Annotated in this window: 18 protein-coding genes; 9 read left to right on the forward strand and 9 right to left on the reverse strand. The window is 39.7% G+C overall.

Annotation, left to right across the window (positions count from 1 at the left end; translation table 11 throughout):
* Positions 1 to 14 precede the first annotated feature (14 nt).
* From FTT72_RS09525 to FTT72_RS09535, 3 genes are all read left to right on the forward strand, one after another.
* Positions 15 to 1532 (forward strand): acetyl-CoA hydrolase/transferase family protein, encoded by a 1518-nt coding sequence (locus FTT72_RS09525; RefSeq protein WP_168378000.1) that lies wholly within the window; start codon positions 15 to 17, stop codon positions 1530 to 1532.
* A gap of 126 nt (positions 1533 to 1658) precedes the next feature.
* Positions 1659 to 2078 carry a GNAT family acetyltransferase gene (locus tag FTT72_RS09530; RefSeq protein WP_078189811.1) on the forward strand — a complete coding sequence of 140 codons (420 nt, stop codon included), beginning with the start codon at positions 1659 to 1661 and terminating at the stop codon, positions 2076 to 2078.
* A 148-nt stretch (positions 2079 to 2226) separates the two neighbouring features.
* Positions 2227 to 2913: a DsbA family protein gene (locus FTT72_RS09535; protein WP_180022688.1), complete on the forward strand. Its 687-nt coding sequence runs from the start codon at positions 2227 to 2229 to the stop codon at positions 2911 to 2913.
* 76 nt (positions 2914 to 2989) lie between these two features.
* Here the strand turns inward: FTT72_RS09535 and FTT72_RS09540 are convergent, their stop codons facing one another.
* Entirely contained in the window at positions 2990 to 3190 is a 201-nt protein-coding gene (locus FTT72_RS09540; RefSeq protein ID WP_067761311.1) for a dodecin family protein, read from the reverse strand.
* Between the two features lie 237 nt (positions 3191 to 3427).
* Between FTT72_RS09540 and FTT72_RS09545 the strand changes: the two genes are divergently transcribed.
* From FTT72_RS09545 to FTT72_RS09565, 5 genes are all read left to right on the forward strand, one after another.
* A complete protein-coding gene (locus FTT72_RS09545) occupies positions 3428 to 3676 on the forward strand; it encodes a glycine zipper domain-containing protein (protein WP_218950844.1) in 249 nt (82 codons plus the stop codon).
* Between the two features lie 234 nt (positions 3677 to 3910).
* Positions 3911 to 4099: a hypothetical protein gene (locus FTT72_RS09550; RefSeq protein WP_180010237.1), complete on the forward strand. Its 189-nt coding sequence runs from the start codon at positions 3911 to 3913 to the stop codon at positions 4097 to 4099.
* Between the two features lie 350 nt (positions 4100 to 4449).
* Positions 4450 to 4629 carry a hypothetical protein gene (locus FTT72_RS09555; protein WP_180007056.1) on the forward strand — a complete coding sequence of 60 codons (180 nt, stop codon included), beginning with the start codon at positions 4450 to 4452 and terminating at the stop codon, positions 4627 to 4629.
* Between the two features lie 11 nt (positions 4630 to 4640).
* Positions 4641 to 6089: a hypothetical protein gene (locus tag FTT72_RS09560; protein ID WP_180178277.1), complete on the forward strand. Its 1449-nt coding sequence runs from the start codon at positions 4641 to 4643 to the stop codon at positions 6087 to 6089.
* Between the two features lie 98 nt (positions 6090 to 6187).
* Positions 6188 to 7327: a hypothetical protein gene (locus tag FTT72_RS09565; RefSeq protein WP_306669430.1), complete on the forward strand. Its 1140-nt coding sequence runs from the start codon at positions 6188 to 6190 to the stop codon at positions 7325 to 7327.
* A 170-nt stretch (positions 7328 to 7497) separates the two neighbouring features.
* Here the strand turns inward: FTT72_RS09565 and FTT72_RS09570 are convergent, their stop codons facing one another.
* The 6 genes from FTT72_RS09570 to FTT72_RS09595 all read right to left on the reverse strand — a co-directional run bounded on the left by FTT72_RS09570 (position 7498) and on the right by FTT72_RS09595 (position 13618).
* Entirely contained in the window at positions 7498 to 7671 is a 174-nt protein-coding gene (locus tag FTT72_RS09570) for a hypothetical protein (RefSeq protein ID WP_180163164.1), read from the reverse strand.
* Between the two features lie 153 nt (positions 7672 to 7824).
* Positions 7825 to 9744 carry a molecular chaperone HtpG gene (gene htpG, locus FTT72_RS09575; protein WP_180178278.1) on the reverse strand — a complete coding sequence of 640 codons (1920 nt, stop codon included), beginning with the start codon at positions 9742 to 9744 and terminating at the stop codon, positions 7825 to 7827.
* A 117-nt stretch (positions 9745 to 9861) separates the two neighbouring features.
* On the reverse strand, positions 9862 to 10209 hold the full coding sequence (locus FTT72_RS09580) for a lysozyme inhibitor LprI family protein (RefSeq protein ID WP_180113613.1): 348 nt from the start codon (positions 10207 to 10209) through the stop codon (positions 9862 to 9864).
* 156 nt (positions 10210 to 10365) lie between these two features.
* On the reverse strand, positions 10366 to 10968 hold the full coding sequence (locus FTT72_RS09585; RefSeq protein WP_180178279.1) for an OmpW family protein: 603 nt from the start codon (positions 10966 to 10968) through the stop codon (positions 10366 to 10368).
* 310 nt (positions 10969 to 11278) lie between these two features.
* A complete protein-coding gene (locus tag FTT72_RS09590; protein WP_180007047.1) occupies positions 11279 to 12646 on the reverse strand; it encodes a Na+/H+ antiporter family protein in 1368 nt (455 codons plus the stop codon).
* A 96-nt stretch (positions 12647 to 12742) separates the two neighbouring features.
* The gene (locus FTT72_RS09595) at positions 12743 to 13618 is read right to left on the reverse strand and encodes an alpha/beta fold hydrolase (RefSeq protein ID WP_180113616.1); all 876 of its coding nucleotides are present in this window, start codon (positions 13616 to 13618) and stop codon (positions 12743 to 12745) included.
* A gap of 128 nt (positions 13619 to 13746) precedes the next feature.
* Here FTT72_RS09595 and FTT72_RS09600 point away from each other — a divergent pair, with 128 nt between their 5' ends.
* Complete coding sequence (locus FTT72_RS09600) at positions 13747 to 14229, forward strand: DUF4442 domain-containing protein (RefSeq protein WP_078189823.1); 483 nt, start codon at positions 13747 to 13749, stop codon at positions 14227 to 14229.
* A gap of 50 nt (positions 14230 to 14279) precedes the next feature.
* On the opposite strand, the gene FTT72_RS09605 is transcribed toward FTT72_RS09600, so the two are convergent.
* The gene (locus FTT72_RS09605) at positions 14280 to 14636 is read right to left on the reverse strand and encodes a DNA transfer protein p32 (protein WP_180178280.1); all 357 of its coding nucleotides are present in this window, start codon (positions 14634 to 14636) and stop codon (positions 14280 to 14282) included.
* A 130-nt stretch (positions 14637 to 14766) separates the two neighbouring features.
* Positions 14767 to 15309: a hypothetical protein gene (locus tag FTT72_RS09610; RefSeq protein ID WP_180178281.1), complete on the reverse strand. Its 543-nt coding sequence runs from the start codon at positions 15307 to 15309 to the stop codon at positions 14767 to 14769.
* Positions 15310 to 15324 lie beyond the last annotated feature (15 nt).

The raw sequence follows: 15324 nt of genomic DNA on the forward strand, positions 1-15324 counted from the left end.
CACGAGAGTATATGATGTCTTTAGATCGCATCCGTTTAGCTGCCCTTCACGACAAAGTTATCAGCGCAGAAAAAGCTGCTGAATTCATTCAGGATGGTATGACGGTAGGTATGAGTGGTTTCACACGCGCAGGTGAAGCGAAAGCTGTACCTTTAGCGTTGGTTCAACAGGCTCATGCTAATCCTCTTAAAATTACCCTAATTACTGGCGCGAGCTTGGGTAACGATTTGGACAAAAAATTGACTGAAGCAGGTGTTCTTGCTCGTCGTTTACCGTTCCAAGTAGACAACACATTACGTAAAGCCATCAATAAAGGCGAAGTGATGTTCATCGATCAGCATTTGTCTGAAACAGTTGAACAAATGCGTAACCTTCAGCTTAAAAAGCCTGATGTGGCAATTATTGAAGCTGTTGCGATCACTGAAGATGGTGGCATCATTCCTACAACGTCTGTAGGTAACTCTGCAAGCTTCGCAATTTTTGCTGAAAAAGTGATTGTTGAAATCAACACCAACTTAAGCCCAGCATTCGAAGGCTTACACGATATTTATATCCCAACATATCGTCCAACACGTCAAGCGATTCCATTGACTCATGTTGACGAACGTATTGGTACACATGCAATCAACATCGATCCTTCAAAAATCGTAGGTATCGTATTTAACAACGAATTGCATGACTCTCCATCTACAGTGACTGCACCTGATGATGAAACTCAAGGTATTGCTAACCACCTTATCGCTTTCTTTGAAAAAGAAGTAGAAGAAGGTCGTTTACCGAAAAACCTTGGTCCATTACAAGCAGGTATCGGTTCAATTGCAAACGCAGTATTGACTGGTCTTAAAGATTCGAACTTTGAAGACTTGATCATGTACTCTGAAGTACTTCAAGACTGTACATTTGAATTGATCGACGCAGGCAAAATGAAATTTGCTTCAGGTTCTTCTATTACACTTTCTGCTAAATATGGCGAAAAAGTATTTAATAACCTTGAACAATACAAAGACAAACTTGTATTACGTCCACAAGAAATTTCGAACCATCCAGAACTTGTACGTCGTTTAGGTATCATCGGTATCAACACTGCGCTTGAGTTTGATATCTACGGTAACGTGAACTCAACTCACGTTTGCGGTACAAAAATGATGAACGGTATCGGTGGTTCAGGTGACTTCGCACGTAATGCACACTTGGCGATCTTCGTGACTAAATCAATTGCAAAAGGCGGCGACATTTCTTCTGTTGTTCCATTTGCTTCTCACATTGACCATGCTGAACACGACGTTGACATCTTAGTTACTGAACAAGGTCTTGCTGACTTACGTGGTCTTGCTCCACGTGAACGTGCTCGTGCAGTAATCGACAACTGTGCTCACCCTATGTACCGTGATGCGCTAAATGATTACTTCGACCGTGCATGTGCGAAAGGTGGTCAAACACCTCACCTTCTACGTGAAGCATTGTCTTGGCACATCAACTTCGAAGAGAACGGCCACATGTTAGCTGCTCAACCTGAAGTGAAAACTGCTTAATTGACAGTGAATAAAAAAACGCTCTTCGGAGCGTTTTTTTATGGCTTTTATTTTTCAATATGACTTATCAAGTCTGCAAAACTCGACTAATCTAGATTGGTCAAAATACATGCTAAAACAAAAATTATGTTTATTATCCGCCCCTATCTCGAATCTGATTTAGATGATGTGATTGCACTTTGGGAACTGTGTGATCTGACCCGTCCATGGAATAACCCTGAAATTGATATATTTCGAAAATTGGCTCAACGTGATCAATTATTTTTATTGGCTGTCAAAGATGATCAATTGATCGCAACTGTGATGGGTGGCTATGATGGACATCGAGGCTGGGTCAATTATCTCGCCGTACATCCACATTTTCAGCGAAATGGTGTCGCTACTGCCCTCATTCAGCAATTAGAAAAACGCTTAATTGCTTTAGGCTGTCCAAAACTTCAATTACTGATTCGCCAAGACAACATTGACGTACAAAATTTTTATGAACAATTGGGCTATGAAGAGGTTGAAGTGATTTGTTTGGGTAAACGTTTAATCACGGATTAGTGGCCAGACAAATCTTCGGTCAAGCCTTGTATCAACATCAAAAAAATTCGACATTGCGCCATCGAAACAAAAATGGATTGCATTGCTTGGCTTTAAATTTTAGGATTTGCCCCCATCATTTTCCCAGAACATAGAAAAGAGATTTCCCATGCGTGTAGATATCTGGTCAGACGTGGTTTGCCCATTTTGTTATATTGCGAAAAAACGCCTTGAAGCTGCTGCCGAAGAATCGGGTGTAGAACTTGAAGTGTTTTGGCATAGCTATCAACTTGATGCAGATGCGCCCGCTCGCCTAGAAATTTCCAATACTGAACGTCTGGCTCAAAAATATGGCCGTAGTATTGAAGAAGTTGAAGAAATGCAGCGCAATATTGCCGAAATGGCAAAAGCTGAAGGTATTGAATTTAACTGGCAAAAAGCCAATTCAGGCAATACTTTCAACGCGCACCGCTTGATTCATCTTGCACAAAGCAAAGGTCTCGGCAGTGAAGCCAAAGAAGCTTTCTTCTATAGCTATATGACGCAAGGCTTGGCCATTGGTGAACGTGAAACCTTAGAAGACGTTGCATCTCGTATTGGTCTAAACCCTGTTGAAGTCGATGACTTATTAGACTCAGATGAATTTGCTGATTTCGTCAAATACGACGAAGAAGTAGCACGCGATCAACTTAAAGTTACGGGTGTACCGTTCTTTGTATTTGAGCAACGCATTGCTTTAGCAGGCGCTCAACCGAAAGACGTATTTAAACAAGTGATGGACAAAGCTGCGGAACTCCCTGAGCTTGCTCCTACACCTGTCTGTAATGATGAAAGCTGTGAAACACCTGAAAAATAATTCAGCGCGTTCAATCAAAAATCCCCGAACTTCGGGGATTTTTTATGATCAGTTTTTAACATCAATAAAATGAAACTTATTCCACCAAGAAGCTGATTTTTAAGTTCACTCGATATTCCGCAATTTTATTGTCTTTCACCACGACTTTTTGTTCATTAATCCATGCACCCTGAACGTTTTTCACAGTTTCAGTGACTTTATTAATTCCCGTTTGAATTGCATCTTCAAAACTTTTTGTGCTACTTGCATTTACTTCAACGACTTTAGCAACAGACATTGTATTTATCCTCATTGTTATGATTTTGAATCTTCATCATATGATTAAGTCGCTTATTTTGGTTATTTTTTAAACATCAAAACAGCAAAATATTACATGTCTTACACAGGAGTGAATTCCACTTCGAGGGATTACAAACTGACCATCATTTATTACATGCTTTCTGTTTAAGCTGCGGTCGCTTCCGATTAGGCTAAAAGCTTCATTCTTCTAATGATCATGCTCGGGAGTAATGTCATGACAATTGAACCTCAAGTAACTTCTGCTGAAACCGATCTATCTACCAATACAACCCCTCAAGCAACCGCCAACGAGTCGCAAACAGGGAAGAATAGCTTTCTCTCGCGTTTTTCTCCGACCGTCAAAGGTGCTGCGATCGGTGCTGTTGCAGGCAGTATTTTGCCTGTTTTTGGTACGATTAGCGGTGCCATTATTGGTGGTATCGCAGGCAAAGTCTATGAAAAGAAATGTGCCAAACATTCATAGATTTTTCATCTTTATCTGAGTGATACAACGCTGTCACTCAGCCACCAAAAGCTCTAGAGCAATAACTCTAATAGATTGTTTTATATAAATATTAATTCATACCGTTTATCTTGCGTTGCCGAATCGATCATTTTTAATTGATTATTTTTTGATATTATTTTCACATAAATTCAAGTGATTAATTTTCTCCCTGACTCATTTTTTGAGTCACTAATGATTGATAGGAATACACAAATGAACGCAATCAAATATGCTATGGCTGTTGCTGTGATGGCGCTTTCTGCAACTGTTTCTGCACAAATCGTTTATGTACCAGATTTTCCAGTAAAAAAAGCTGTGACTGCTGAAACTGCCAATGCAGATAACAAAGCACCTGCTGCAGATACAACTAAAGTTGTAACAAACACAGAAAAAAAAGCATAATTTTTAGCTGATTTTTCCAAAAAAAACCGATGGCTCCCACCATCGGTTTTTTATTTTATGTGCCTTTACTTTGGGCTTTATTCTTTACTTAACATTAAAAATGAACATCTAAAAGCGCTCGATCGCTGATGATGACTTCAAAAAAATTGATCAAACCATACCGCTATATCTTTTGCAAAACCTATCTTTAAGCTAATGATTTGGTATTATTTTTAAACAAAATGCGCATTAATTGTCATATTTAACGCTTAATTTGTAGAAGCTGACATTTATTTCCATGTTTTTTTTAATGAAATCTCTATAATCAAATGAACTAATCGACTTCTTTATTTTTAAATTTACATTGTCCTATGCAAGAACTTCAGGCACTGATACAAGGAAAAATTTCACCGCAGGTCATAGATATTGAGCACCTGATTGAATTGGCCAATACATATCGAAACCCGAATTCGGCTGAATATAAATTAGTAGAACTTGCAACCAATATTGTATTGGCTAAATATTTAGAAAAAGCACAAAAAGTCCTTTAGGAAGTGGACAAATGAATTTACAAGACAAAGTACAATTAATAAAAGAAATCCATGTACTGACCCATCAACTTGAACATCGTGCTTTGAGTTTTTATGAAACTGCGCTTTCTAAACGTCGGATTCATGAAATTTTTGCCTTATGCGATGAACCGATTTTTCAAAAGCAAATATTAAGTTATCGTGCATTAACTAAGCCACAAATGGCTGCCACTGAATTTTCCAAACAAACGCCATATTCATTGTTATTTCGTGGCTATTTTAACCATGATGCTGCACTTGAAAATGCTTTATATCAATATCCAGAGATGGGTTGGGCCTTGCTGCATGACCATGAATTAGGTTGGCAAGTGTGGATGATTCCAGCCAAACAGCGCACGGCTTTACTCAGTGAATGGGGCAATTTTAACGAATGCTATGATTGGTTAATTGAACAACAACAGCTATATAAATGTTTAATCAGTGATACCGATCTAAGTCTACATACCTTACGCCTAAAGGATGAAATCATTACAGCGCCAAGCTGTGTTGCCGCAAGTGTGGACGACCTACTGCCAATTGAAGCGATAAATAAAGACGGTTCTGTCGATCTAGATCATTGCGATAAGCAAATCAATGAAGCGGATACGTTGCTTGATAACTCAAATACAAATAAACCGGAGCTTTCTGCACCTGATACCGTTCCTCTTGTTCTAATTGAGCAGCCAACACATGCGCCATCGGAGGAACATCTCAACTCGACAATGGCAGGCGTTGAACTTCCTGAACAGGTTCAAATCGCTCAATATGCCGCTCGCGTTCAAACGCTGCAAAACATCGATGCGCAATTGGCCTTGTATGAATTGCAGTTTATAGATCAGCCTGAACTCACAACGCAACTTGATGTTCTATTGCATACGACAGATGGTACAGATTGGAAAAACCAGCCACTGTATTTAGCAGAGCAAATCAATACCGAAGGTCGCTTCATCAAATATCTCTTGTTGTTTGGTGCTCAAACGCAAATGGAAGCCATTCGACTCTCTCAGCTGTTTTGCCAACAACATCAACATGAACTTGCCGCGATTAAAGTCATGACATGGGACAATCTAGAGCAACTCTGTGCTGCACCTGATCAGCTCTATCAACAGTCTCAGCAGGCTGAAATGATTTGGTCGCAAAACGACTATTACCCCTTTATCCCGGCACAATTAATTCATACGCAAAAATTCATTCATTTTGATGAACCTGAACCGACGCTACATACCCCGTTGTTATTATTACAAGAACGTCAAAAAATACGGTTAATCCACGGTCAAAAACGCATGGCACTCTTGCGTACCGAACAAGCCCTTCCCTATTTGATCCTCCATCGACAGCAAGGTTTAAATTGGCAGAGCATCCAAAATGTGATCCAACAATTGCCTCAACCCATTGATGTGATTTCGCTTTATCAAGCACTTAAGCAAATGACCGAAGATTAATTGCATTTATTTTGTAGTTTGGCTTGCATTTATCCGATAAAAATAACAAAACTACAGATGCAGGATACTCAGATGATAATTAAATAGAGCCAAAACATATGCATAAAAAACAACAGTACTTTATTCGGACTTTGCTTTTTTCCGCATCAATGAGCTTGATGTATCAAGTTGCTTGGGCCAATGAAACTGAGGGGCAACATTCGCAGGATGTGCCTGCAACCGAGCAAAGTTCACCGTATATCATGCCAAAGACCTATGATTTTTTAGATCAAATTCCTCGTTGGATTGATGCAACACCGACCTTCTTACCTGAACAATCAGATCACCCCATTGTTCCGACAACAGAACAAACGGAAAATAATAGCTGGACCGATCGACAACAGAAGAAAGTCCGAAATTGGGCAGATCGAACGGCCGTTCGCATGGATAACTGGTTTGGGCAAAGTGAGCCTGATAAACCAGCCAATGCTACCCTTAGGGTGATTTTAGACAACAGTTGGAATAAGCACGATGAATACGAAATTAAGCCACGTATTCGCGGTAAAATTAAGCTTCCCACTTTAGAAAAAAAATTGAGTGTGGTCTTTGGTGATGACTCACTTGATAATGAATTAGAAAATAATGCTGCAATTACCAATGAAAACCCTGCGGGGCGTAGTGATAAAAATTATGACAATAAGCAAACCCGTGAAGATAACAGTTCGCTCGCGTTACGTTGGTCAGAAATTTCAGATCGACTGCCCTTCGAAACTGACGTTGATCTAGGTTTACGTTCTGGTGATGACCTATATGTCCGCTTAAAAGCAGCTAAAAAATGGCAACTCGACAATGATTACAGTTTTTTAGCCGAACAAATTTATCGTTATGGTATCGATAGTGAAAATTATCTAAGAACCAATTTAGAATTAACCCATGCCCGTCCAGGCCAACCCTTTATCTCAAACCAATTCAACCTGACCTATGCAGATGCACAGGATGATGATCTGAAATGGGATAACTTCAGTTACCGCCAACACCAATTTTTTAAAGGTAACCGATTCAACTACGGCCTATATACAGGTGGTTTTTACAATAACGATCAACTGCGTTTAAACAGTTGGGGACCCTATGTATCATGGCGACAGCCCTTTCTACGTGAATGGTTTTATATCCAAGGTGATCTCAACTACCTCAACAACCATCGTGACGATAAAAGCCACTTTGTGGGCGCTTTAGTGCGCCTTGAAGCCTTGTTCTAGAACCCGCTATTTCACAGCGAATAAAAAGCCCATCTCAACAGGATGGGCTTTTTTTAAATAACTCAGCTTCAATTTTTCTTAATCACACGCACACGATCATTACGTAGAATACTCGGCTGTTTTTCAGCGACTTTTTTCACTTTAGGAAAACTATACTGAACACGATCATTTCACATCACACGGCGACTATCTACAAAAGGATTAATATCATATTGTGCGATTTGTTTTGAAACCTGCACACGGTCATTACGCACCATTTTTTGCTTAGCGCTATCTGCCTGAGCAGATTGCATGAGACCCATAGAGAGCAGCGAGCCCACTGCAGCGATCACTAAAATTTTCATCTTAAGATTCCCAACACTTAATGATCGTTATTATAGATTAATTATTTATTTTTAATTTATTTTAAAGATTGAAACATGGACGTTTTTATTCATGTGCTCTATCGAAAAACCAAATAAAAAACCTCCCGAAGGAGGTTCATTTCATATCTACCGTTACTTCAGCAATAAGCTGTTAATCCGTTTAATGTATTGGGCAGGATCTTCGGGTAAACCGCCTTCAGCAATCAACGCCTGATCAAAAATAACATTTGCTAAGTCATCAAACTGCACCGAACTTTCTAATTTTTGTACCAACGGATGGGATGGATTGATTTCCAAGACTGGTTTTGACTCGGGAACCGCTTGTCCTGCTTGTTTTAGCATACGGACCAGTTGCGGTGATAACTCACCCTCAGCCACCACCAAACACGCAGGAGAGTCCACTAAACGTGTTGTTACACGCACTTCAGAGGTCTTATCTTTTAACGCATCCGACAGTTTTTCAACAACAGGTTTAAACTGCTCAGCAGCTTCCTCAAGTGCTTTCTTCTCTTCAGCATCTTGTAGATCACCCAAATCAACTGCACCTTTCGATACATTCTGTAATGGTGTTCCATCAAACTCAAAAACAAATTCCATCGCCCACTCATCCACTCGTTCAGTCATGAGCAGCACTTCGATACCTTTTTTCTTGAACAATTCAAGTTGTGGTGAGTTTTTCGCAGCATTTAAACTATCAGCAGTCACATAGTAAATTGCCTTTTGGCCTTCTTTCATATTGGCTTTATAGTCTGCAAATGATGTTTTCACTTCATCATTATTTGACGAAGCAAAGCGTAATAATTTTAGAATACGCTCACGATTCGCTATGTCTTCGCCTAAGCCTTCTTTTAAGACTGAACCAAACTCAGCGTAGAATTTTGCAAACTTCTCTTGATCAGCAACATCTTCAGATTTCGCCAAACCATCTAGCACCGTTAAAATACGGCGGGCGTTACCTTCACGAATCGTTTTAACGTCGCGACTTTCTTGTAATAATTCACGGCTTACATTAAGTGGTAAGTCTGCGCTATCCACCACACCTTGAACAAAACGTAAATAATTAGGAATCAAATTATCCGCATCATCCATGATAAATACACGTTTCACATAGAGCTTAATTCCTGCTTTAGCTTCACGTGTGAAAATATTGCTTGGTGCGCGAGATGGAATATAAAGTAACTGTGTATATTCCGTACTTCCCTCTACACGGTTGTGTGTCCACGCAAGCGGAGCTTCAAAATCATGGCTCAGGTTTTTATAAAACTCAGTATATTGTTCTTCACTGATCTCATTTTTATTACGCGTCCATAATGCACTTGCTGAGTTAATCGCTTCCCATTCATCCGTCAGTACATATTGACCAGGTTTTGCTTCTTCGCCTTCGGCAGCTTCCTCTTGTTGCCAAACTTCTTTCTGCATCTCAATTGGCAAACTAATATGATCAGAGTATTTATTAATAATCTGCTTAACTTTGTAACAATCTAAATAATCTAAAGCATCCTCGCGTAAATGCAAAATGATGTCGGTTCCACGTGAAGCCTTATCAATTGGCTCTACATCAAACTCACCTGTACCATTACTAACCCAACGTACCCCTTCAGCGGCATTTACCCCAGCACGACGTGATTCCACTGTAATTTTTTCAGCAACAATAAAACCTGAATAGAAGCCCACACCAAATTGACCAATCAATTGTGCATCTGACTTTTGATCACCCGTAAGCTTCGACATAAAGTCTTTGGTTCCTGACTTGGCAATGGTACCTAGGTGATCAATGGCTTCTTGTTGGTTCATCCCAATACCATTATCGGAAATGGTCAGGGTGTTATTGGTTTTATCTAGGCTGATACGGACATGTAGCTCGGGATCATTTTCATAATATTCAGGATGGTTAATGCCTTCAAAACGTAATTTATCGCAGGCATCAGATGCGTTTGATACCAACTCACGAAGGAAAATTTCAGGATTTGAATATAAAGAATGTGTTACTAAATGCAGTAACTGAGCCACTTCCGCTTGGAAGCTGTGTTTTTGAGATTGTTGTTCGCTCATCAGTCTCTCCGTTCATACTAAGTAAAATTATCAATTGCCTATATGAATGGAGGGACTTCACTATTTTTCAATAGTGTGAATGGAAAATTTTTATTCTATCGCACTAAATTTTAAGGTTTAAAAAGGTCCTTGTTTATAAACGCGGTCCATGTAGAGATCCAGTTTTTGCTGCCGCATTTTATATACATCACTTAAACAACTGACATTGTCACGGCACTGATCGCGTAGTTGTAGCCATTTAATTTGTTGATCTTGAATTGCACCACGTGTCCCCATGGGAACCAAATGACGAATAATCGTATAGGTCGTGGCCATTTTGACATCGGCATCATTAATACTCGGGTTATCACAAACCGCATGTTCGGTAATGGTTTTCGCCTTTTTACAATCAAAACTTGCGGCATAACTTGTCGAAATAAAATAAGCACTGCCCAAGACCAGCATACCCTGAATAATTTTTTTCATCGTCTTTTCTCTTCTTCCAACTTGCTGATTTATTTTGACTCTAACAGTTCCACCTTAATTTTCTATTGCCTATTTGTTCAATTCGATCAACTGATGAATGGAATATGCTGCATAAAAAACCCTGCCTAATGGCAGGGTTTTAAGATCAGTTACAGCTTAGAATTTGTAGCTATAACCAATTGTATACACCATAGGATCGATATCTAAATCAAATTTAGGTACACCTGTAATTTCCACTTCTGGGCTAATCTGAGCATAGCGTGCATCAAAGAAAACACCCCAGTTTTTTGCATCAGCTGGCTGGTAGTTAAAACCGACTTGACCTGCAAAACCAAAGTCTTCTTTTACTTTTACTTTAGCACCAGCTAAATCACCACTTGCTTTTTCATCCCACGCAACAAATGCTGTACCACCTACACCAATATACGGTGTGAAACGTGTTGAATTTTTAAAGTTATATTTTGCAGTAATCGTTGGCGGTAAGTGTTTAAGCTTAACAGCCTTTTCACCGTTTAACAGCACATCATGATTGATTGGAGTTGCCAAAAGCAATTCTGCTGAAATGTTGTCGTTAAAGAAATATTCCACCGATGGTGTAAATGCATATTCATTGTCTGCTTTTACAGTCGCAGCACCGTCTAGGATATCAGAATCTGCTGTAGGCGCGATTACAGAAGCACCAACTTTCACTTGCCAACCTCCGGCCATCGCTGAAGCAGACACACCCAATAATGCAATAAGAGCAGCTTGTTTTAACATTTTAAAGCAACCTTCTAGAATGAATAATTAATATTAAACATTAGTATTAAAATTATGCAACATTATTATTTTATAAACTCTTAGATTATTATATAAATTACTGTTATATATTATTATTTATTTTAATCATAGCATATAGGTTGGTTTTATTTTTTCATAATTTTTATTAATTTATCATTTATTATATACCAACCTTTTTAATCAGAATTAATCATACTTATTATTTTAATCCAAGCAAAACCCTCAGATTTAAACAATAAAAAAGGTGATTATATAATCACCTTTTTAAGCATTTTTATATTTAAAAAATTTAAAGTACCATCGCTGCAATCCAACCAAAAATCATTAACGGAATATTGTAATGAATGAAGGTCGGGACCACACTGTCTTTCATGTGGTCATGCTGACCATCCATATTAAGGCCTGATGTTGGGCCTAAAGTTGAGTCTGATGCCGGAGAACCTGCATCTCCTAAAGCTGCTGCTGTACCAATAATGGCAATCGTTGCCGCTGGGCTAAAACCAAATTGAATACAAAGTGGTACATAAATAATGGCCAAAATTGGGATTGTTGAGAATGAAGAACCAATACCTAAGGTAATTAATAGCCCTATCAATAGCATCCAAAATGCAGCTAAACCTCGGCTGTTTCCAATCCATTCAACCGAAGCTTGTACCAGTATTGGTACTTGATTCGTAGCCTCAATCACAGATGCAAAGCCCTGCGCAGAAATCATAATGAAACCAACCAGTGCCATCATGCGCATACCACTGATAATGACATCATCGGCTTCTTTCCACTTAAAAATACCTGCACAGCTTAAGATCGCAACACCAACAAGACCCGCCAAAATCATCGACTCAGATATGACTTGAACAGAAAGCGTAGCAACCACTGCAACCGCAGCCATAATCAAAGTAAATTTAGCGACTTGTGGTTTACCATTTTCATCTGCTTTTACATCAGATGAGATGGTGTGCTGTGATTCCTTAACCTGAACGTCAGCATACTCTCGTGGTTTACGGTAGCTATAAAAAACAGCAATTAATAAGCCAACAAACATCCCAAATACTGGAATTGCCATAGCAGTTGGAATTTGGTCATAGCTGATGTTGAAACCATATGGCTTACCAAAGGTATTGATGTTTTGACCTAAAATATCATTAAGGAAAATAGCACCAAAACCAAAAGGTACCAGCATATAAGTCGCCACAAGACCAAAAGTCAGAACACAAGCAATCAAACGACGGTCAAGTTTTAAATGATTAAATACGCTGAGTAATGGTGGAATTAATACTGGAATAAACGCGATGTGCACTGGAATCACGTTTTGTGAACATACGGCGGCTAAAGCGATAGTAGCGAAAATTACGTATTTCACGCGATTCTGGGCTTTCACATTACTGTTACCTTTGAGTTTAGTAATGAGTTGATAAGCCAGTAAATCTGGCAAACCTGAACGCGCAAGTGCCAAAGCAAATGCCCCCAACACGCCATAAGCAAGTGCGATTTGAGCACCGTTGCCTAAGCCACTATTAAACGCTTCGATGGTGCCATGAATACCAAGACCAGCTAACAAGCCACCTGTTACTGCACCAATGATCAGCGCAAATACAACAGGCACGCGTGCCAGCGACAGTCCAAACATGACTGTAATTGCGGCAAGAATAGCAAACATAAGAAAAAAGGGAGTCTGACAAAAAACCGTATTTTATCAGAATTTGCTCGCTATTTAGCCCCCTATCGATGAAACTGCCACTGTTGAACGATTTACTTAAAGCTGCTGTGATTGCGCAAATTGAGCGATGTAACTTGCAATTTTTTCGGGTTGGCTCAGCACGGCCCAATGATTGGCATTGACTTCAACTACAGATAAATCTTCAACCCAATTAGGTAATTCTTTAATGTAATCTGGACTGACAAAATTATCATGTTTCAACACAATCGCTTGTACAGGACAGACGGCATAACGTTGTCTAGGCTGAGTTAAGCGGGGAATAAAATTAGCACGGTAAAGCGCAATACCGTGTTTACCATCATGCTGAATATTATGATTCAAAGGCAATTCTTGAGTACGTTCTAAATCATTCACAATTTTTCCCCAACGTTCAGCATTCAAAAAATGCCACGCCGTCGGTGCCAAAAATGGTAATTGGAATACCCCGATGTACCATGACTTACTTAATAATTTGAGTAATTTTTTCTGCTGATGCTTAAAGCTATTTCTGAGCAAAAATGCCGCATGATCCAAACATGGCCCAGAAATAGTTGAATAAGACAAAATACGTGAGCGAAATTTTGGCTCAGTTACCGATTCCCAAGATTGGATAGAGCCCCAATCATGCGCGGCCAAATGAAAACTACGCTCGCCTAATACCGCTTGCGTCACACTATCTAAATCAAGTGAAAGTTGTTCTAAACGGTAATCTCGTACTTTACGGGGCACAGAGGACTGCCCTGCACCTCGCACGTCATAGGTGACGATATAAAATTCATTAATAAGATGTTCAATAACCGGTTCCCATACTTCCTGATTATCAGGATAACCATGAACCAAAACCAATGCCGGCTTAGTTTCATCACCCCATGTCTTCACATAGAGCCGTTGTTGATCTGTGGTATTCACCCATTGCGTATTTAGTGGTTGCATTCTTCTTGTCCTTTTATCGATTCCATCGAATTGACGTTTTATTTGTGAACATGGGCAATGTGATCAATGCCACAGTTTTGAAACTCATTTAGTATGCAAAGTTCAGCATAAAAAAAAATTGACCCAGTATGAGCATAATCCAGAAAATAATGACAATGCCTATTGTCTCTAAATTCTTACTCAATCATTATGCCCCTTATAAAGGTGCTGGCATTTCGATTGATAAAATTGATCTCGCCAATTATCACATTCGCGTCAAAATGCCATTAACTCGAAAAAATCAAAATATTGTCGGTGTACATTTTGGCGGTAGTCTATATTCAATGGTTGACCCATTTTATATGTTGATTTTGATGCATCACCTTGGCTCACGTTATATCGTGTGGGACAAAGCGGCAAATATCCAATTTTTATCTCCCGGGCGTGGAACGGTATACGCTGACATCCAGCTCGACCCAAATGAAATCAATCATATTAAAAACTTAGCAGATAACCACGCACCTGTACTACGGAACTATAGCTTAAATATTTTTGATGAAGCAGGCTTACGTATCGCTGAAGTTCAAAAAACCCTATACATTCGTCGCAAGCAACCCCGTCCACGCAAATAAAAAAGGCGCTTATCTTTAAGCGCCTTTTCATTCAAATTTATCGGATTGGACTAGCGATTTTGCTCAATTGCAGCACCTGCGCCACCACCGATTGCACCACCAATCGCAGCACCGGTATTACCACCAAAGATACTTTTACCGACTGCAGAACCAATCGCACCACCTACACCACTATATGTAGCATTTCGGTTTGAACCGTTTTGAGTTTTACTACCGACAGCTGCACCAGTGCCACCACCAACGGCTGCACCTACACCACCACCGACATTATTACCCACACCACCACCAATGGCACCACCTAAAGCTGCAGCACCAATACGCTGTTCATTGGGCGACATACTTTCACAACCAGCAAGCATTAGGGTCGACATCATCGCGACTGCGCATACGCTCATTACTTTTTTCATTGTGATGTTCCTTGTCTTCTTCAATACCTATGATTCTAAAACCATTGTATGAAACAATTAAATATAGCTTGTTACGGCTTGGAGCATAAATGCTGCATTTTGTAAAAAACGACGCCTAATCGCTCACAAATCACTCAGGATTTTCATCCAAAATCATCAAATCTTTTGTGGTTTCACCATTTTCAGTCAGCACAGCATGAGAGAGTTTGGCTTTGCTTTCTGGATCTGTTGCCTGATCTAGTTTTAGCGTGCGTTTAATCGGGTCTTGCCCTTTCTTAAACTCTACACCTTCTGCATCAATATTGGTGTTTTGACGAATAATCTGACCGTCCTGCTTCACCGTAGTCTTGGTTTCAATTTTAGAGGTCGGGACGATGACACCACCACGCTGTAGTACAGGAATCGATAATTTCTTTTCAGAAAAATCACCTTGGTGATCAGAAAGTTCAATTTCACGTGCCACGATATCCTGACCTTTATTGGTCATTTCTAACACTGTTGCAGTCACTTGGCGTACAGGTTCTTGACCTGCAACACGGCGAATCACTTCTGTTTTTAGTACTGGAACTACAGCTTTATCTTCTACCACAATCGAATTGGGCATAGGTGCAGCAATCGCTGTCAATGAGCTGAATAATGCAGAAACTGCGAATAATTGCTGTGTGAATTTCATCAAAAGACCCCGTTA

Origin of the sequence: Acinetobacter sp. YH01005 (genome assembly GCF_013420465.1) — a bacterium.
Classification (GTDB): domain Bacteria; phylum Pseudomonadota; class Gammaproteobacteria; order Pseudomonadales; family Moraxellaceae; genus Acinetobacter; species Acinetobacter amyesii.

Coding starts and splice junctions, on each gene's coding strand:
- FTT72_RS09540 (WP_067761311.1), bottom strand. CDS start 3,190: ATGTCTGTTGCTAAAGTCGTTGAAGTAAATGCAAGTAGCACAAAAAGT.
- FTT72_RS09530 (WP_078189811.1), top strand. CDS start 1,659: ATGTTTATTATCCGCCCCTATCTCGAATCTGATTTAGATGATGTGATT.
- FTT72_RS09605 (WP_180178280.1), bottom strand. CDS start 14,636: ATGAAAAAAGTAATGAGCGTATGCGCAGTCGCGATGATGTCGACCCTA.
- FTT72_RS09525 (WP_168378000.1), top strand. CDS start 15: ATGTCTTTAGATCGCATCCGTTTAGCTGCCCTTCACGACAAAGTTATC.
- FTT72_RS09595 (WP_180113616.1), bottom strand. CDS start 13,618: ATGCAACCACTAAATACGCAATGGGTGAATACCACAGATCAACAACGG.
- htpG (WP_180178278.1), bottom strand. CDS start 9,744: ATGAGCGAACAACAATCTCAAAAACACAGCTTCCAAGCGGAAGTGGCT.
- FTT72_RS09550 (WP_180010237.1), top strand. CDS start 3,911: ATGAACGCAATCAAATATGCTATGGCTGTTGCTGTGATGGCGCTTTCT.
- FTT72_RS09535 (WP_180022688.1), top strand. CDS start 2,227: ATGCGTGTAGATATCTGGTCAGACGTGGTTTGCCCATTTTGTTATATT.
- FTT72_RS09600 (WP_078189823.1), top strand. CDS start 13,747: ATGAGCATAATCCAGAAAATAATGACAATGCCTATTGTCTCTAAATTC.
- FTT72_RS09580 (WP_180113613.1), bottom strand. CDS start 10,209: ATGAAAAAAATTATTCAGGGTATGCTGGTCTTGGGCAGTGCTTATTTT.
- FTT72_RS09555 (WP_180007056.1), top strand. CDS start 4,450: ATGCAAGAACTTCAGGCACTGATACAAGGAAAAATTTCACCGCAGGTC.
- FTT72_RS09570 (WP_180163164.1), bottom strand. CDS start 7,671: ATGAAAATTTTAGTGATCGCTGCAGTGGGCTCGCTGCTCTCTATGGGT.
- FTT72_RS09545 (WP_218950844.1), top strand. CDS start 3,428: ATGACAATTGAACCTCAAGTAACTTCTGCTGAAACCGATCTATCTACC.
- FTT72_RS09585 (WP_180178279.1), bottom strand. CDS start 10,968: ATGTTAAAACAAGCTGCTCTTATTGCATTATTGGGTGTGTCTGCTTCA.
- FTT72_RS09565 (WP_306669430.1), top strand. CDS start 6,188: ATGCATAAAAAACAACAGTACTTTATTCGGACTTTGCTTTTTTCCGCA.
- FTT72_RS09590 (WP_180007047.1), bottom strand. CDS start 12,646: ATGTTTGCTATTCTTGCCGCAATTACAGTCATGTTTGGACTGTCGCTG.
- FTT72_RS09610 (WP_180178281.1), bottom strand. CDS start 15,309: ATGAAATTCACACAGCAATTATTCGCAGTTTCTGCATTATTCAGCTCA.
- FTT72_RS09560 (WP_180178277.1), top strand. CDS start 4,641: ATGAATTTACAAGACAAAGTACAATTAATAAAAGAAATCCATGTACTG.